14 protein-coding genes are annotated in these 17,197 nt (G+C 74.0%); 9 read left to right on the top strand and 5 right to left on the bottom strand.

Annotated elements, in window-relative coordinates:
* The first annotated feature begins 62 nt into the window (after positions 1 to 62).
* From pgm to E4P39_RS18625, 4 genes are all read left to right on the top strand, one after another.
* Positions 63 to 1,697: a phosphoglucomutase (alpha-D-glucose-1,6-bisphosphate-dependent) gene (pgm, locus tag E4P39_RS18640; RefSeq protein WP_135138082.1), complete on the top strand. Its 1,635-nt coding sequence runs from the start codon at positions 63 to 65 to the stop codon at positions 1,695 to 1,697.
* Between the two features lie 2 nt (positions 1,698 to 1,699).
* Positions 1,700 to 2,773 carry a M20/M25/M40 family metallo-hydrolase gene (locus E4P39_RS18635; protein ID WP_135138081.1) on the top strand — a complete coding sequence of 358 codons (1,074 nt, stop codon included), beginning with the start codon at positions 1,700 to 1,702 and terminating at the stop codon, positions 2,771 to 2,773.
* Between the two features lie 114 nt (positions 2,774 to 2,887).
* Positions 2,888 to 3,532, top strand: coding sequence for a TetR/AcrR family transcriptional regulator (locus E4P39_RS18630; protein ID WP_135138080.1), 645 nt, complete (start codon positions 2,888 to 2,890; stop codon positions 3,530 to 3,532).
* Positions 3,529 to 5,775, top strand: a complete 2,247-nt coding sequence (locus E4P39_RS18625; RefSeq protein ID WP_135138079.1) for an MMPL family transporter — start codon at positions 3,529 to 3,531, stop codon at positions 5,773 to 5,775. The genes E4P39_RS18630 and E4P39_RS18625 overlap by 4 nt, the downstream gene beginning before the upstream one ends.
* Here the strand turns inward: E4P39_RS18625 and E4P39_RS18620 are convergent, their stop codons facing one another.
* Positions 5,776 to 6,666, bottom strand: a complete 891-nt coding sequence (locus E4P39_RS18620; protein WP_135138078.1) for a sensor domain-containing diguanylate cyclase — start codon at positions 6,664 to 6,666, stop codon at positions 5,776 to 5,778.
* Between the two features lie 166 nt (positions 6,667 to 6,832).
* Between E4P39_RS18620 and E4P39_RS18615 the strand changes: the two genes are divergently transcribed.
* Both E4P39_RS18615 and E4P39_RS18610 read left to right on the top strand, forming a co-directional pair.
* Positions 6,833 to 7,768, top strand: coding sequence for a hydroxymethylglutaryl-CoA lyase (locus tag E4P39_RS18615; RefSeq protein WP_135138077.1), 936 nt, complete (start codon positions 6,833 to 6,835; stop codon positions 7,766 to 7,768).
* Positions 7,765 to 8,274, top strand: coding sequence for a flavin reductase family protein (locus E4P39_RS18610; protein ID WP_135138076.1), 510 nt, complete (start codon positions 7,765 to 7,767; stop codon positions 8,272 to 8,274). The genes E4P39_RS18615 and E4P39_RS18610 overlap by 4 nt, the downstream gene beginning before the upstream one ends.
* Positions 8,275 to 8,299: 25 nt before the next feature.
* Here the strand turns inward: E4P39_RS18610 and E4P39_RS18605 are convergent, their stop codons facing one another.
* Positions 8,300 to 10,627, bottom strand: a complete 2,328-nt coding sequence (locus E4P39_RS18605; protein WP_245159948.1) for a GAF domain-containing SpoIIE family protein phosphatase — start codon at positions 10,625 to 10,627, stop codon at positions 8,300 to 8,302.
* 159 nt (positions 10,628 to 10,786) lie between these two features.
* Here E4P39_RS18605 and E4P39_RS18600 point away from each other — a divergent pair, with 159 nt between their 5' ends.
* The gene (locus tag E4P39_RS18600) at positions 10,787 to 11,563 is read left to right on the top strand and encodes a hypothetical protein (protein ID WP_135138075.1); all 777 of its coding nucleotides are present in this window, start codon (positions 10,787 to 10,789) and stop codon (positions 11,561 to 11,563) included.
* Positions 11,564 to 11,583: 20 nt separating this feature from the next.
* Here E4P39_RS18600 and E4P39_RS18595 read toward each other — a convergent pair whose 3' ends face one another.
* The 3 genes from E4P39_RS18595 to E4P39_RS18585 all read right to left on the bottom strand — a co-directional run bounded on the left by E4P39_RS18595 (position 11,584) and on the right by E4P39_RS18585 (position 13,553).
* Positions 11,584 to 12,027 (bottom strand): hypothetical protein, encoded by a 444-nt coding sequence (locus E4P39_RS18595; RefSeq protein WP_245159947.1) that lies wholly within the window; start codon positions 12,025 to 12,027, stop codon positions 11,584 to 11,586.
* Positions 12,020 to 12,385 (bottom strand): hypothetical protein, encoded by a 366-nt coding sequence (locus tag E4P39_RS18590; protein ID WP_135138074.1) that lies wholly within the window; start codon positions 12,383 to 12,385, stop codon positions 12,020 to 12,022. Before E4P39_RS18590 ends, E4P39_RS18595 begins: the two co-directional genes overlap by 8 nt.
* A gap of 94 nt (positions 12,386 to 12,479) precedes the next feature.
* On the bottom strand, positions 12,480 to 13,553 hold the full coding sequence (locus tag E4P39_RS18585; RefSeq protein ID WP_245159946.1) for an aldo/keto reductase: 1,074 nt from the start codon (positions 13,551 to 13,553) through the stop codon (positions 12,480 to 12,482).
* Between the two features lie 92 nt (positions 13,554 to 13,645).
* Here E4P39_RS18585 and E4P39_RS18580 point away from each other — a divergent pair, with 92 nt between their 5' ends.
* Complete coding sequence (locus E4P39_RS18580; RefSeq protein WP_135138073.1) at positions 13,646 to 15,427, top strand: N-acetylglutaminylglutamine amidotransferase; 1,782 nt, start codon at positions 13,646 to 13,648, stop codon at positions 15,425 to 15,427.
* A 4-nt stretch (positions 15,428 to 15,431) separates the two neighbouring features.
* Positions 15,432 to 17,195 carry an N-acetylglutaminylglutamine synthetase gene (ngg, locus tag E4P39_RS18575; protein WP_209306613.1) on the top strand — a complete coding sequence of 588 codons (1,764 nt, stop codon included), beginning with the start codon at positions 15,432 to 15,434 and terminating at the stop codon, positions 17,193 to 17,195.
* The last annotated feature ends 2 nt before the right edge of the window (positions 17,196 to 17,197 follow it).

The raw sequence follows: 17,197 nt of genomic DNA, 5'->3' as shown, positions 1-17,197 counted from the left end.
GTCCTCCCGGTCCCGACGCGCCCGGTCGCGCGGACAGCCGCCCGCGGGCCAAGATCAGCGGCATGAGCGATGTCCGTGCCGGTCAGCCCGCCGCCCCTTCCGACCTGATCGACATCGCCGCGCTGGTCACCGCGTACTACACGGTCGAGCCGGACCCCGCGGAACCCGCCCAGCAGGTGGCCTTCGGCACCTCCGGGCACCGCGGGTCGGCCTTCGACGCGGCCTTCAACGAGCCGCACATCCTGGCCACCACCCAGGCCATCTGCGAGTACCGCGCCGCCCAGGGCTACGACGGGCCGCTGTTCATCGGCCGGGACACCCATGCCCTCTCCGAGCCCGCCTGGGCCAGCGCGCTGGAGGTGCTGGCCGCCAACGACGTGACCGTGCTGGTCGACGCGGCCGGCCGCTACACGCCGACCCCGGCGGTCAGCCACGCGATCCTGGCCGCCAACCGGGGGAAGACGACGGGTCTCGCGGACGGCATCGTCGTCACGCCGTCGCACAACCCACCGCGGGACGGCGGCTTCAAGTACAACCCTCCGGACGGCGGCCCGGCCGACACCGACGCCACCGGCTGGATCGCGGGCCGCGCCAACGAGCTGCTGCGCGCCGGGCTGAGCGGCGTCCGCCGGGTGCCCCTCGAGCAGGCCCGCGCCGACGCCGAGTCCTACGACTTCCTCGGCGCCTACGTCGACGACCTGCCCGCCGTCGTCGACATCGATGCCATCCGGAACGCCGGCGTGCGGATCGGCGCGGACCCGCTGGGTGGCGCGAGCGTCGACTACTGGGCGGCCATCGCCGAGCGCCACCGCCTCGACCTCACCGTCGTCAATCCGCTGGTGGACCCCACGTGGCGGTTCATGACCCTGGACTGGGACGGCAAGATCCGGATGGACTGCTCGTCCCCGGCGGCCATGGCGTCCCTGGTCGGCCGCAAGGACGAGTTCCAGATCGCGACCGGCAACGACGCCGATGCCGACCGGCACGGGATCGTCACGCCCGACGGCGGCCTGATGAACCCGAACCACTTCCTCGCCGTCGCGATCGCCTACCTGCTCAGCCACCGGCCGGACTGGTCGCCGACCACCGCCGTCGGCAAGACCCTGGTGTCCAGCTCCCTGATCGACCGCGTGGTCGCCGACCTGGGCCGCCCGCTGGTGGAGGTGCCGGTCGGGTTCAAGTGGTTCGTGCCGGGCCTGCTCGACGGCTCGGTCGGGTTCGGCGGCGAGGAGTCCGCGGGGGCGTCGTTCCTGCGGCGTGACGGCGGCGTGTGGACGACGGACAAGGACGGCATCCTGCTCGCGCTGCTGGCCAGCGAGATCCAGGCCGTGACGGGCCGGTCCCCCTCGAAGCTGCACCGGCAGCTGACCGACCACTTCGGGGAGTCGGCGTACGCACGGATCGACGCGCCGGCCACCCGCGAGGAGAAGGCGGCGCTGGGCAAGCTCTCCCCCGAGGCGGTCACCGCGACCGAGCTGGCCGGTGAGCCGATCGTCGCCAAGCTCACCACCGCCCCCGGCAACGGCGCCCCCATCGGCGGGCTCAAGGTCACCACCGAGAACGCGTGGTTCGCCGCGCGCCCCTCGGGCACCGAGGACGTCTACAAGGTCTACGCCGAGTCCTTCCGCGGCCCCGCGCACCTGGCGCAGGTGCAGGAGGAGGCCCGGGCCGTCGTGACCGCTGCGCTGGGAGGCTGACCATGGACGTCGTCGGGCTGCTCCGCGAGCTCGTGGGCCGCGTCACCGTCTCCGGCGACCCCGGATCGCAACGGGACGCCATGGGCGCCGTCGTCGAGGTCCTGCGTGGACATGCGCCGCATCTGCAGGTCACCGAGGGCTCCGACCCCGACCACCCGTGGACGCTCCTCCGGACGCCGACCGATCCCGGCCGGCCACAGCTGCTCCTCGCCTGCCACATCGACACCGTCCCGGTGCCGGACGCGGGCGAGTGGCAGCGCGATCCGTTCGGCGCCGACCTGGACGGCGGTCGCGTGTGGGGCCGCGGGGGCAGCGACATGAAGGCCGGCCTGGTCGCGTCCGTGGCGGCGCTGGCGGGCGCCGATCCGGAGACGCCGGTCGCACTGCTGCTCACGAGCGACGAGGAGATCGGCTCCAAGGGCGCCGCCGCGGCCGCCTCCGCCGTCGGCGAGCAGCGCATCGGCGCCGTGATCGTCCCCGAGGCGACCGGCAACGAGGTCGTGCTCGGCCACAAGGGCGCGCTCTGGCTCGCCGTCCGGACGGCGGGACGCGCGGCGCACGGCAGCACGCCGGAGCGCGGGCACAACGCCGTCCTCGACCTGGCGGCGCTGCTCACCCGCGCCGGGGGAGAGATCCCGCTGCGCAGCGACGAGTTCCTGGGCAACGAGACGTGGAACCCGGGGATGGTGGCCGGGGGCGCCGCCGCCAACGTGGTCCCCGACCGCGCGGAGGCCGTCATCGACATGCGCACGGTCGCCGACGGGGGCGCGCTGCTGCGCTGGTGGCAGGGCCAGCCGGAGGTGGCCGACGTCGAGGTGCGGGTCGACCTGCCGCCGGTGGGGACGCCGGCCGACGACCCGTGGGTCGCCACCCTCCCCGGCCCGGTGCTGTCGAAGCCGGCCACCTACTTCACCGATGCCTCCGTGCTGGTCGAGGTGGTGCAGGGCGCGCCGATCGTGGTGTGGGGCCCGGGCACGCCGGCGGTCATGCACGCCCGCGACGAGTACGTGGAGCTGGCCGAGCTCGAGCAGGCCGCCGCGGCGTTCGGGGACGTCGTCGGCCGCTGGCCCGGCTGACCCGCCGGACTTTCCGCGCGGCAAGTCCGGCAACGGCCCGGGACTTTCCGCGCGGAAAGTCTCGCCGGCGGGGCTGGCGTCGATACACGGGCGTATCCGATACAGTCCTGCATCGTGTCCGAGGTCGATCGCCCCCGCCGCCGTCGGGCGGAGACGGTGGAACGGCTGCTCGACGCGGCACTGGAGACCTTCGCCGAGATCGGGTTCGCCGCCGCCAGCGTCGAGGACATCTGCTCCCGGGGCGGCTTCACCCGCGGCGCCTTCTACTCCAGCTTCCGCACCAAGGACGAGCTCTTCGCCGCGCTCTACGCCCGGGAGACCGCCCGCAACCTCGCCCTCGCCGAGGAGCAGCTGACCGGCATCGAGGACGAGGCCGACCCGGTGGGCGCCGCCGTCGAGCGCTGCCTGTCGACCTTCCGCGCCGACCGCACCTGGGTGCTCGTGCACACCGAGTACGCGCTGCTCGCGGCCCGGCGTCCGGAGGCGGCCGCGGCGCTGCGCCGCCACGCGGAAGCCCTGCACGGGCGCCTCACCGCGCTGATCGAGACCTCGGCCTCGCGGGTGGGCATCCGGCTGACCGTCCCGGCCCACCGCCTGGCCCGCATCGTCCTGGCGCTGCACGACGGCGTCGTCATCCGCGAGGTGGTCGGCGGGGTCTCCCCGTCCGGCCGGCGCGCCGCCTCCGACCTCGAACGCACGGCGCTGCTGCTGCTGCTCCGCGCCGCCACGACCCCTGATCTGGAGTCCTCTTCCCCATGAGCTCGCTGCTCGCCCGGCTCGGCCGCGCCTCCTACCGCCACCGCGGCACCGTCTCGGTGGCGTGGCTGGCGATCCTCGGTGCCGTCGTCGCCCTGCTGCTCACCCTCGGCAGCTCCTTCGACGACGAGTTCACGATCCCGGGGTCGGAGTCCCAGGAGGCGCTCGACTCGCTCGACGCCGCCTCCCCGGGCGCCGCCGGCGTCGGCGCGCAGATCGTCTTCGTCGCCCCCGACGGCTCCACCGTGGTCGACCCGGCGAACGCCGCCGTCATCGAGCAGGTCGTCGCCGCGGCCCGGCAGGCCCCGGAGGTCGGCTCCGTGGTCAGCCCGTTCGAGAGCTCCGCGATCAGCCCCGACGGCCGGGCGGCCCTGGCCACCGTCCAGTACGACGTCGCGCAGGGCGAGATCGAGCCCGGGACCCTCGACGCTCTCCAGGAGACGACCGCGGCCGCCGCCGACGCCGGGTTCGAGGTGGCCGTCGGCGGCAACGCCTTCGGCACCACCGGCGTCGCGATCAGCGCCACCGAGTTCATCGGCGTGGCGGTCGCCGTCCTCGTGCTGGTACTGACGTTCGGCTCGCTGCTCGCGGCCGGGATGAACCTGCTGACGGCGATCGTCGGCATCGCGGTCGGCATGGGTGGCCTGCTGCTCACGTCGAACCTGATCACCCTGTCCTCGACGGCGCCCACCCTGGCGCTGATGATCGGGCTGGCCGTGGGGATCGACTACACGCTGTTCATCCTGTCCCGGCACCGCACCCAGCTGGCCGCGGGCATGCACCCGGAGGAGTCCGCGGCGCGTGCGGTCGGCACCGCCGGGTCCGCGGTCGTCTTCGCCGGCCTCACCGTCGTCATCGCCCTGTCGGGCCTCGCCGTCGTCGGGATCCCGTTCCTGACCGTCATGGGCGTCGGCGCGGCCGGCACGGTTCTCGTCGCCGTCCTCGTCGCCCTCACCCTGCTGCCGGCCCTGCTCGGCTTCGCGGGCGGGCGCCTGGCCCCGAAGCCCGGCTCCCGCGCGGCCCGCCGCGAGCTGGCCGACGCGCGGGAGACCACCGGAGCCGGCGGCTCGATGGGCGCCCGCTGGACCCGGCTGATCACCCGTCGTCCGCTGGTCACCGTGCTGGCCGTCCTCGCCGGCCTGGTCGTCCTGGCGATCCCGGCGCCCCAGCTGCAGCTGGCGCTGCCCGACAACTCCACGGCCGCGCCCGAGGCCCCCCAGCGCCAGGCCTACGACCTGATCAGTGAGAACTTCGGTCCCGGCCTCAACGGTCCCCTGGTGATGCTCGTGGAGGGCCTCGACCCCGCCACGGCCGAGCAGTCGGTCGGCCGGATCGCGGCCGCTGTCGGCGGGACCCCCACGGGGACCCCCGGGGAGTTCACCGGCGGACTGGACGACGTCGCGTTCGCCCAGCCGACGCTGCTGCCCGGAGGCAGCACGGCGATCGTCACGGTGATCCCGGAGAGCGGCCCGCAGGAGGAGGCGACCAACGCCCTCGTCGCCGATCTGCGCGATCTCGCCCCCGGCCTGGAGCGGGAGTCCGGCGGCGAGATCGCCGTGACCGGGCAGACGGCGGTCGCCATCGACGTCTCCGACCGGCTCGGCGACGCGCTGCTGCCCTTCGCCCTCGTGGTGGTCGGCCTCGCCCTCGTGCTGCTCCTGCTGGTGTTCCGCTCGATCCTCGTCCCGCTGAAGGCCGCCGTCGGGTTCCTGCTGTCCGTGGGCGCCTCGTTCGGCGCGGTCGTCGCGGTGTTCCAGTGGGGCTGGTTCAGCGACCTGCTCGGTGTCCCGGCGACCGGCCCGGTGATCAGCTTCCTGCCGGTCATCCTCATGGCGGTGCTGTTCGGCCTGGCCATGGACTACGAGGTCTTCCTCGTCTCCCGGATGCGCGAGGAGTTCGTGCACGGTGCCGCTCCCCGGGACGCCGTCGTCACCGGGGCCCGGCACGCGGCACGGGTCGTCGTCGCCGCGGCGCTGATCATGTTCGCGGTCTTCGCGAGCTTCGTGACCATCGAGGACGTCATCGTCAAGGCGATCGCCTTCGGCCTGGCCGTCGGCATCCTCGTCGACGCCTTCCTGGTGCGGATGACGCTCGTCCCGGCCGTCCTGGCGCTCCTGGGCCGGTCGGCCTGGTGGCTGCCCCGCTGGCTGGACCGGCTGCTGCCCGACCTGGACGTCGAGGGCGCGCGGCTGGGTGCCGCGGCGCCGGCCGGCGAGCGCGAGGTCGTAGGGGCCGCGGCCCGCTGATCAGCGGCGGCGGCTGGCCTTGTTCGCGTACATGGCGTCGTCGGCCTCCCGGACGACCCGCTCGTAGACGTCGCCCGGCTCCTCGCCTCCCGGCGCGGAGCCGATCCCGATGCTGATGCCGACCGAGACGCTCGTCCCGCTCAGGGACAGCGGCTCGGTCACCGCGGTGCGGAGCCGGTCGGCCAGCACCTCGGCGTCGGCCGGCTCGGTGTTCTCGCAGACGATGCTGAACTCGTCCCCGCCCAGGCGGGCGGCGGTGTCGCTGGCGCGGAGCACCGAGCGCAGCCGCTCGGCGAAGGAGATCAGCACGAGGTCGCCCATCGGGTGGCCCAGCTCGTCGTTGATCGCCTTGAACCCGTCGAGGTCCATGATCAGCACGCAGGTGGGCGTGCGCTCGCGGTGGCCCCGCTCGAGCGCGTGCCACAGCCGGTCCTGGAAGAGCAGCCGGTTCGGCAGGCCGGTCAGCGCGTCGTGCAGCGACCGGTGGACCAGCTGGGCCTCCATGGCCTTCCGGTCGGTGATGTCCTCGACGATCATGACGAGGTGCGCCGCCTGGCCGTCCTCCGACTCCGGCACCCAGGAGGCGGTCACCTGGACCGGCACCTCGCTGTGGTCGGACCGGACCAGCCGCGTCTCCAGCCGCAGCGGCCGGGAGCGGTGGGAGTTGAGCGTCGCGTGTGCCTCCTCGGCGACCGCCCGGCTGTCGGGGTGGACGAGCCCGAGCACGGAGCGGCCGTGCAGCTCGGCGGCCGATCGCCCCACCAGAGCGCACAGCGCCGGGTTGGCATCGACCAGGATCCCGGCCGGGGTGGTCAGTCCGATGCCCATCGGTGCGTTGGAGAACGCACTGCGGCGGTCCGCAGGCGGCAGCGCCTCCACCACCTCGATCACTTCCTACCTCCATCGACTTCAACCATCTTGCGTGACAGTCCCCTGTATCGGCGCTGCGGACGCCCCGGAACCGTTCCGGGTCGCCTTAAAGGGGTAATTCGCGCAGGTGCAGGATGCTGGATGGGTCTGACGAAACGGCCCCGGCGCCGAGGCCGAGGAGGCGAGCGTGAACGAGTTCGATCTGGTGCTGCCGAGCGCGGTCGACGTCCGTGAGGTCGGGATGCGGGACGGCCTGCAGATCGAGACGCCCGTGCCCCTCGACGCCAAGCTGGAGATGCTGGAGGCGCTGGTCGCCACCGGCGTGCGGCGGATCGAGGCGACGTCCTTCGTGTCGCCCAGGGCCGTGCCCGCCCTCGCCGACGCCGACCAGGTCGCGGCCGAGCTCTCCCGGTGGCCCGACGTGCACTGGTCGGCGCTCGTGGCCAACGCCCGCGGCGCGGTCCGGGCGATCGACGCGGGCGTCGCCCACCTGGAATACGTGGTGTCCGCGGCCGACAGCCACAGCCGGGCGAACGCCGGGCGCTCCACGGCGGAGGCCGTCGGCGCCGTCCCCGAGATCACCGGCCTGGCCCACGCGGCCGGCGGGTCGCTCGAGGTCGTCATCGCCACGGCGTGGGACTGCCCGTTCGACGGGCGCACACCCGTCGGCCGCACGGTGGACGTCGCCCGAGCGGCCGTGACCGCCGGGGCCGACCAGCTGTGCCTCGGCGACACGATCGGGACGACGACGCCGCTGCGCGTGGTCCAGCTGCTCGACGCCGTCCGCCGGGCCTGTCCCGGCGTGCCCGTGGGCGTCCACTTCCACGACACCCGCGGCACCGGGCAGGCCAACGCGCTGGCGGCCGTGCAGGCCGGCGCCGCCCAGCTGGACTCCTCCATCGGCGGCCTCGGCGGCTGCCCGTTCGCACCGGGCGCGAGCGGCAACATCGCCACCGAGGAACTGGTCTACATGCTGGAGGAGTCGGGCGTGCGGACCGGCCTCGACCTGGACGCGCTCCTGACTGCCGCCCGCGTCACCGAGCAGGCCGTCGGGCACGCCCTGCCCAGCTCGCTCTACCGCGCCGGGGGCCGCTCGGTGCCCCGTGCCCTCGCCGCCGGATGAGCGATTCCGAGGGAGGACCGCAGCGGATCGTCGACCCATCGTTGCTGCGCGACGTGCTCGGGCACTTCGCCTCGGGGGTCACCGTCGTCACCGCGGTCACCGCGGAGGGGCCGATCGGCTTCACCTGCCAGGCGTTCAGCTCGCTGTCCCTCGATCCGCCGCTGGTCGCCTTCGCTCCCGCGCGCACCTCCCGCACGTGGCCGCGGCTGCGCGAGATCGGCCGGTTCTGCGTGAACGTGCTGGCGGAGGGGCAGGACGCCGTCTCGCAGAACTTCGCCCGCTCCGCGCCGGACAAGTTCGCCGGGATGCCCTGGACGCCGAGCGCCCACGGCTCACCGGTCCTCTCCGACATCGTCGCCTGGATCGACGGGGAGCTGTGGGCCGAGTACGACGGCGGCGACCACACGCTCGCCGTCGCGCGCGTCCTGGACCTCGGCGCGCATCCCGAACGCCGTCCGCTGCTGTTCCACCGCGGCGCCTACGGACTGCTCCGCACCGAGGCCTGACGAGGGGGCGGCCCCATGCTGCTGGTCAGCCGAAGCGGACGGCGAGCAGCGCCACGTCGTCCCGGTGGTCCAGCGCCCCGCTGACGGCGGCGTCGCACAACGCCCGGGGACCGGTGTCCGGCGCCGTGGCGGCGATCCGCGCGCAGAGCTCGACGATGCCCTGATCCAGGTCCAGGCCGGGGCGCTCGATCAGCCCGTCGGTGTAGGCGATCAGCGTGGAGCCGCTGGGCACCTCGACGGTGAGCGTCTCGCGGTGGGCCGTGACGTCCACGCCCACGAGCAGGCCGGTCACGCCGTCGACGAGGCGGACGGCGCCCGACGGCGCACGCAGCAGGAGCGGCGGGTGCCCGGCGTTGGCGACGTGCACCCGCCACGGGGCGCCCGCGCGGGCGGGCCGCTCGGCCCGCGCGTAGACCATCGTCGCCAGCGACGCCACCTGCAGCCCCTGCACGAGCCGGTCCACGCGGGCCAGCACCGAGCCGGGATCGCCGTCCACGGCCTCCCAGACGACCGCGCGCAGGACGCCCCGCAGGTGACCCATCGCCGCCGCCGCGGCGACGTCGTGGCCGACGACGTCCCCGATGGCCATGCCCACCGACCCGTCGGGGAGCTGCAGCAGGTCGTAGAAGTCCCCACCGACCTCCGCCGCCGTCGAGGCGCTGACGTAGTGGGCGGCGGACTCGATGCCGGGGATCTCCGGCAGCACCGGCAGCAGCGACCGCTGCAGGGTGTCGGCCACCGTGTGCTCCTGCTGGTAGAGCCGCACGTTGTCCATCGCCAGCGCCGCCCGCGCGGCGAGGTCCTCGGCCAGGTCGATCTCTTCCCGGGTGAACGTCCCGGCGTCGGCCCGGACCAGGGCGAGGGCGCCCAGGGTGCGCCGCCGGGCCACCATCGGCACGGTCAGCGTCGTCGTGCCGCCCAGCCGCTGGAACGCCGCCACCACCTCGGGGTCGCCGATCACGTCCCGCAGGACGTCGGGTGTGATGTCCTCGAGGAGCACCGGCCGCGCGCTGGCGATGGTCCGCCGGCTCGGGGACCGGGGCGGCAGGTGCCGGCTGTGCCGGGCGATGACCTCCAGGTCGCTCTCCCGCCCGTCGCGATGGCGGGCGGCGGTCTCCCGCACCTGGCCGTACTGGTCGACCAGGGTCAGGAAGACCCAGTCGGCCAGCCGGGGCACGCACAACCCGGCGAGGCGGTCGAGCAGCTCGGTCATGTCGAGGGTGGCGATCAGCGCGCTGGTGGCCTCGGCCATCAGCGCCAGCCGGCTCTGTGCCCGCTCGGCGTCGGCCCGCGCCCGCTCCGCGACCGCGCGGGCCAGTTCCGCGTCCTGGCGAGCCGCCTGCTCGGCGGCGAAGGCGGACTCGCGGTCGTGCTCCACCCGGACGCGCTCGGTGACGTCGATCTGCACCCCGACGAAGCTGACGAGGTCGCTGTTGCCGTCGAAGACCGGGCTGATCGACAGCTGGTTCCAGAACGCCGTGCCGTCCTTGCGGTAGTTCAGCAGCGTTGCCGTGTGGGGACGCCGTTCCTCGATCGCCGCGCGGATGCCGGCGACCACGGCGGGATCCGTGGCCGGGCCCTGGAGGAAGCGGCAGTTCCGGCCGATGGCCTCGTCGGCCTCGTACCCGGTGACGCGGGTGAAGGAGGGGTTGACCCAGACCAGCGGATGGTCGGGCTCGCGGGGGTCGGTGATCGTGAAGGTGATGTCGGTGGCGATGACGGCCCGCTCGCGGAGCGCCTGGAGGTAGGCCGCCGGGTCGCTGGTCTCGTCCGCGGGATCGAGCTGCATGAACACCACGAGCGCCAGCTGCTGGCCGCTGCCCACCTGCGTCAGGGGGAAGCCGGTGACCCACAGCAGCTGGTCGTCCTGCCCGTCGTCGGCGTCGGCCCGCTCCCGCTCGGTGCTCCGGCCGGGGGCCAGCCGCACGGCCTCACCGGTGAGCGGACGGCCCTGGGCGACGAGCGAGAGCGGGCCGGTCGTGCTGGCCAGCGGGGCACCGGAGAGATCGGTGAGCCCGGCCGCCGCGCCCCAGGTGTCGATGTCCACGGGGAGCGTGATGTTGCCCGCGAGCTCGACGGCGGCAACGTTGGCGTACATCACCGCGCCGGCCTCCTGGTCGATGACCAGGACGGCAACCGGGACGTCGGCGAGCACCCCGGGCAGGACCGCGTGCGCACCGGCGGGGCTCGTGGAGCCGGAGACGGCGGCGCTGGCGGCCGTGACGATGCCCGCCTGCTGCCCGAGCTCGCGCTCGGCGTCCACCAGCGTCGAGGCGGCGGGCCGGGCGGCGAGTTCGACGGCGGCCTCCACCGCCCGGGCAGGGACGGAGGAGGTGCTGGCACGGTCGCTCACGGGCGGCACACAGGCAATTTAACCGCGTGCCACCGGTTCCATGCACGAGACCTGCTGCAGGTCGGGCACCGACCGGGTGTGGACCGCGTTGGTACGGGGAAGGCCCGGAGGTGTCCGTCCTCGTCAGGGGCCCGCGCCGTCGCAAGTGGAGGAACCGCCATGGGACTGCTCGACCGACTCTTCGGCCGACGCCAGCATCACCAGTACCCGCCGCCGGCACAGCAGGGCGACCACGGCGGCTACGGCGGTGGTGGCTACGGCGGCGGTCACGGGGGGCACGGCCAGGGCGGGGTGTCCGACGAGCAGGCCATCGAGCGCTACCGGTACCTGCTGCGCACCGCACCGCCCGAGCAGATCGAGCAGGCGCACGCCGAGGCCTTCGCGAAGCTGGACGCCGACCAGCGGCAGCAGGTCCTCGCGCAGCTGGCCGCCGCCGTCCCGGCCGGTGAGCGCCCGCGCACCGACGACCCCGCCACCCTCGCCCGGGTCGCGACGCGGGCGGAGGTCCGGCAGCCGGGCACCCTCGAGCGCGCCCTGGGCGGTGGGCCGGGCTACGGACCGGGCGGCCATGGACCGGGCGGGTACGGGCAGGGCGGGTACGGCCGCGGCGGATACGGCGGCGGCTACGGGGGCGGCTACGGCGGGCCCGGGATGGGCAGCATGATCGGCGGCAGCCTGCTGGGCACCATCGGCGGCCTCGTCATCGGCACCGCGGTCGCGGACGCCCTGTTCGACACGGGCGCGGGTGACGGCGGGCTGTTCGGCGGCGGGGACGAGGAAGGGATGTCCCAGGAGGCGTCGGGCGGCGACTACGGCGACCAGGGCGGCGACTACGGCGGCGACCCGAACGCCGACTTCGCCGGCGGCGCCGACAACGGCTGGGACTCCGGCGGCGGCGACTTCGGGGGTGGCGATTTCGGGGGCGGGGACTTCTAGACCCGCACGCTCGCTCCCCGCTACCGCTCCCGGGCCGCGGGCCCGCCGGCGCGGGAGCGGAGCAGCCAGAGCCCCAGGACGGGCAGCACGAGCGGGACGAAGAAGTAGCCGCGGCCGTAGCCCGACCACACCGTCTCGTCCGGGAAGGCGCCCGGGTCGGCCAGCGACAGTGTCCCCACGACGAGGACGCCGACGAGCTCGACCGTGATCGCGACCAGCGCCGTCCGCCGTCCGGACCGGCCGCCGCGCACGAGACCGGCCGTGGCGACCACGTAGACGACGGCGGCGAGCGCCGAGAGCAGGTACGCCAGCGGCGCCTCGCCGAACCGGGTGCTCACCTGCACCGCGGCGCGCGCACCGGCCGCCAGCGCGAAGATCCCGTAGAGCGCGACGAGCACGCGCCCGGGCCCGGTGACCGTGCCGTCGGGCAGGGCACCACGGTCCGCCGCTGGGTGCTCAGACACCGGTGGCCTCCCACAGCTGCAGCAGCCGCCAGACCATGACCGCGACGACCAGGGCCGCCACCGCGATCACGGTGCCGGCCCAGCGGGTCCGCTCGGTGCGGGACCACAGGACGCCGGCGACCGGGACGAGCAGCACGCCGATGAGATAGCTGAGGAACGTCGGCGGGTCGGCCGGGCGGGTGCCGCCGGCCAGGGCGGCGACGGCGATCCCGGCCTGGAGCAGCAGCAGGCCCTCGAGCAGGCCGGCGCCGGCCAGGTGGACCAGGCCGATGCGGCGTCCGGCCACGGTGGTGGCGGCGCCCAGCAGGGCGAGCAGCAGCGCGACGACGGTGATCGCGGCGACGAGGATCGTCGTCACCCGGGGAGCCTCGCGCCGCGGAACACAGCTCGAACGACCGGGACCCGCACGCCGTCATCCTGCCCGGCAGCACAGGCCGGGCGTGACGGGAGGGTCAGCGGTGCACCGAGGACATGTCCGGGTAGCGGTCTCCCATCGCGGCCCCCGCCGGCGCCGCCTCGTCCAGCCGGCGCAGGTCCTCGTCGTCGAGCGCGACGTCGGCCGCCGCCGCGTTCTCCTCCAGGTAGGAGACCCGCTTGGTGCCGGGGATGGGCACGACGGCGGGCCTATCCACCCCGGCCGGGCTCCCGGCCCGCTCGCTCTGCGCCATCACCCAGGCCAGCGCGAGCTGCGTGGGGGTGACGCCCTTCTGATCGGCGATCTCGCGTACCCGGTCGACCAGCGCAAGGTTCCGCTCGAACGCCTCGCCCTGGAACCGCGGGCTGCGGCGTCGGAAGTCGTCGGGCGCGAGGTCGTCGACGCTGCGGATCCGGCCCGACAGGAAGCCCCGCCCGATCGGGGAGTAGGCGACGAAGCCGATGCCGAGCTCGGCGCACGTGGCCAGCACGCCGTCGTCCTCCGGATCGCGGGTCCACAGCGAGTACTCGGTCTGGACGGCCGTCACCGGCTGGACCGCGTGGGCCCGGCGGATGGTCTCCGGCGCGGCCTCGGATATGCCGGCGTGGCGGATCTTGCCGGCCTCGACCAGCTCGCGGAGAGCGCCCCACGTCTCCTCGATCGGCACCGTCGTGTCCACCCGATGCTGGTAGTAGAGGTCGATCACCTCGACGCCGAGCCGCTGGAGCGAGGTGTCGCACGCCGTCCGGACGTACTCGGGCCGGCCGTTGATGCCACGGAAGGAGCCGTCCTCGCCGCGCTCGTTGCCGAATTTGGTCGCGACGACGACCTCGTCGCGTCGACCGGCGATCGCCGAGCCGACCAGCTGCTCGTTGGTGAAGGGGCCGTACATGTCCGCGGTGTCGAGGAAGGTGACGCCCAGGTCCAGTGCTCGATGGATGGTCCGTTCCGCCTCCGCCTGGTCGCCGGTTCCGTAGAACTCGCTCATCCCCATGCAGCCCAGTCCCTGGGCCGAGACGGTCAACGTGCCGAGAGTCCGGGTGTCCACCTCCCAGCCCTGCCCTTTCCCGGCGACCCCCACACGCTGGACCTGGGCGGGTTCGTGTTCCACGTGGAACGGCGGTGTAAGGACCGCGTGAACTCGCTCACGCCGCGCCGTCCCCGCATCGCGGGGCCCCCGCCCCGCGGGTTAGATCGGTCTGCATGTGCGGCCTCTGCGGCGAGATCACATTCGACGGGACGACGGCCGACACGACAGCCGTCGCCCGGGTGGTCGAGGCGCTCGTGCCCCGCGGGCCGGACGGCCAGGGCTCGTGGAGCGCGGGCCGGGTGGCCTTCGGGCACCGCCGGCTGTCGGTCATCGACCTGTCCCCCTGCGGCGCGCAGCCGATGGTCGACAACGAGCTGGGCCTCACCGCCGTCTTCAACGGCTGCATCTACGACTACCAGGAGCTGCGGGCCGAGCTGGAGGGCCACGGCTACCGCTTCTTCTCGCACAGCGACACCGAAGTGATCCTCAAGGGGTATCACCGCTGGGGCACCGACGTCGTGGACCACCTGCACGGGATGTTCGCCTTCGTGATCCACGAGCGCGACACCGGCCGCGTGGTCATGGCCCGCGACCGGCTGGGGATCAAGCCGCTGTACCTGTCCGAGACGTCCAGGCGGCTGCGGTTCGCCTCGACGCTGCCCGCGCTGCTGCGGGCGGGTGACGTGGACACCTCCGTCGACCCGGTCGCGCTGCACCACTACATGTCCTGGCACGCCGTCGTCCCGGCTCCGCGGACGCTGCTGAGCGGCGTCCGCAAGCTGCCCCCGGCGACGGTGCGGGTGATCGAGCCCGACGGCACGAGCCGCGAGCACCGCTACTGGGAGCCGCGCTACGAGCGCCGTCCCGAGCACGCGAAGTGGACCGCCCGCGACTGGGAGGACGCCGTCGAGGAGGCCCTGCGGGTCGCCGTCCGCCGCCGCCTCGTCGCCGACATCCCGGTGGGCGTCCTGCTCTCCGGCGGCCTGGACTCGAGCCTGATCGTCGGGCTGCTGGCCCAGGAGGGGCAGACGGGGCTGGCGACGTACTCGATCGGGTTCGAGACCGTCGGCGGGCAGGAGGGCGACGAGTTCGCCTACTCCGACGTGATCGCCGAGCACTTCTCCACCGACCACCACCGCATCCGGGTCAGCTCCGACGAGCTCGCCGGTGCCCTCGGGCACGCGATCGGTGCCATGGCCGAGCCGATGGTCAGCCACGACGTCGTCGCCTTCGACCTGCTCAGCGAGCGCGTCTCGCAGTCCATCCGCGTCGTGCAGTCGGGCCAGGGCGCCGACGAGGTGTTCGCGGGCTACCACTGGTACCCGCCGCTGGCCGGGCTGGACCGAGAGGCGGCGATCGCGGAGTACGCGAAGCGGTTCCACGACCGCGACCACGCACAGATGAGCCGGATCGTCGCCGACCGGTACGCCCTCGACGAGGACCCCAGCCTGGCGTTCGTCCGGGCGCACATGACCCGCCCGGGGGCCGAGACCTCCGTGGACGCCGGGCTGCGCCTGGACAGCGAGATCATGCTGGTCGACGACCCGGTCAAGCGGGTCGACAACATGTCCATGGCGTGGGGTCTGGAGGCCCGTGTGCCGTTCCTCGACCACGACCTGGTCGAGCTGGCCGCGATGTGCCCACCCGAGCTGAAGCTCGCGGACGGCGGCAAGGGCGTCCTCAAGGCGATCGGCCGGCGGATCATCCCGCCGGAGGTGATCGACCGTCCGAAGGGCTACTTCCCGGTGCCGGCGATCACCCACCTCGAGGGCAAGGTGCTCGACCTCGTCCGGGACGCGCTGGCGAGCGAGCCCGCCCGCGAGCGGGGGCTGTTCCGGCCCGAGTACGTGCGTGAGCTCCTCGCCGACCCCAACGGGGAGCTCACCCCGCTCAAGGGGAACAAGCTCTGGCAGCTGGGCCTGCTCGAGCTCTGGCTGCAGACCCACGAGGTCTGATCCGGTGTCCGGAACCCCACGGGTCGCCGGCCATCGCCGGCGCACGCCGGTGGCCTCCGCGCCGGCGATCACCAGCCGCTCCTGGAAGCAGCCCTCCGAGCATCAGCTCCAGGGGATGCAGACCGACGTCGTCCTGGACCTGGGCTGGGGGCGGCTGATCTTCGGCCAGACGTTCCCCGACCTGCGGGACCTGGTCGACGCGCTGCGCGCGGAGGAGACCGGCGAGCGGGACATCTGCATCTACCCGCGCGACCCCCACGTGCTGGTGGGGCTCGCACCGGACGAGCTGTTCATCGACCCCTCCTACACCTACCGCCTCGACCTGCACCGCTACCGGCCACGCTCCGAACTCATCCGTGGCGTGTTCGTGCGGACGGTGACGTCCCAGGCGGACATGGACCGGATCAACGCGATCTACGCCGTCAACGGCATGGTGACCGGCGATGCCGGCGTCATGTGGGCCAACCATCGGACCCGGCCCTTCACCTACCTGGTCGCGGAGGACCGGCGGACCGGGACGATCGTCGGCACCGTCACCGGCGTCGACCACCAGCTCGCCTTCGGCGACCCGGAGGGCGGCACCAGCCTGTGGTGCCTCGCCGTCCACGCCCAGGACGCCCCGCCCGGCACCGGGGAGGCCCTGGTCCGCGTCCTCGCCGAGCGCTACGTCGGCCGCGGCCGGGCGTACCTGGATCTCTCGGTCATGCACGACAACGCCGGCGCGATCCTGCTGTACCGCAAGCTCGGCTTCACGCGGGTCGCCGCCGTCTGCGTCAAGCGGAAGAACCCGATCAACACCCCGCTGTTCGCCGCCCGCCCGCCGGGGCTCGAGCAGCTGAACCCGTACGCGCGGATCATCGCCGACGAGGCGCTCCGGCGCGGGATCCGGGTCGAGGTGACCGATCCCGAGTGGGGCGAGATGCGGCTGTCGGTCGGCGGCCGGTCCGTGCTCACGCTCGAGTCGCTGTCGGAGTTCACCTCCGCCGTGGCGCTGAGCCGGTGCGACGACAAGCGGGTGACCCGCCGGATCATGGAGCGCGCCGGGGTGCGGGTGGCCCGCGGGGCGGTCGCCGCCGAGGGCGACCTGGCCGCCGCGGCCGCGCTGATGCGGGAGGTCGGCGCGGTCGTGGTCAAGCCGGCCCGCGGTGAACAGGGGCGCGGCATCACCGTCGGCGTGACGGACGACGCCGGCCTCGCCCGCGCCGTCGACCATGCCCTGCAGTTCTGCCCGGACGTGCTCGTCGAGGAGCTCGTGGAGGGGGACGACCTGCGGGTCATCGTGATCGACCGGCAGGTGGTCGCCGCCGCCGTCCGCCGTCCCGCCGAGGTGGTCGGGGACGGGCGCAGCCCGGTGGCGCAGCTGGTCCGCGCGACCAGCCGGCGCCGGGAGCGGGCCACCGACGGTGAGTCCCGCATCCCGCTGGACGACATCACGGCCGAAGTGGTCGCCGAGGCGGGCTGGACCATGGACGACGTCCCGCCGAACGGCGAGCGGATCCAGGTCCGGCGGACGGCGAACCTGCACACCGGCGGCACCATCGAGGACGTCACCGAGCGGTTGCACCCGGAGATCGCCCAGGCGTCGGTCCGCGCCGCGACCGAGCTCGGCATCCCCGTCACGGGGCTGGACTTCCTGGTGCCGGACGTCGGCGGCCCCGACTACGTCTTCATCGAGGCCAACGAGCGGCCGGGCCTGGCCAACCACGAGCCGCAGCCGGTCGCCGAGCGGTTCGTCGACCTGCTCTTCCCCGAGACCCGCCGCCGCTAGTT

The organism is Blastococcus sp. CT_GayMR19 (assembly GCF_004570385.1).
Taxonomy (GTDB): Bacteria; Actinomycetota; Actinomycetes; order Mycobacteriales; family Geodermatophilaceae; genus Blastococcus_B.
This window is presented reverse-complemented; position numbering and strand designations above follow the sequence as displayed.

Excerpts from the sequence above, each read along its gene's own strand:
- E4P39_RS18625 (WP_135138079.1), top strand. The coding sequence starts at position 3,529 with ATGAGCTCGCTGCTCGCCCGGCTCGGCCGCGCCTCCTACCGCCACCGC.
- pgm (WP_135138082.1), top strand. The coding sequence starts at position 63 with ATGAGCGATGTCCGTGCCGGTCAGCCCGCCGCCCCTTCCGACCTGATC.
- E4P39_RS18635 (WP_135138081.1), top strand. The coding sequence starts at position 1,700 with ATGGACGTCGTCGGGCTGCTCCGCGAGCTCGTGGGCCGCGTCACCGTC.
- E4P39_RS18580 (WP_135138073.1), top strand. The coding sequence starts at position 13,646 with ATGTGCGGCCTCTGCGGCGAGATCACATTCGACGGGACGACGGCCGAC.
- E4P39_RS18600 (WP_135138075.1), top strand. The coding sequence starts at position 10,787 with ATGGGACTGCTCGACCGACTCTTCGGCCGACGCCAGCATCACCAGTAC.
- E4P39_RS18610 (WP_135138076.1), top strand. The coding sequence starts at position 7,765 with ATGAGCGATTCCGAGGGAGGACCGCAGCGGATCGTCGACCCATCGTTG.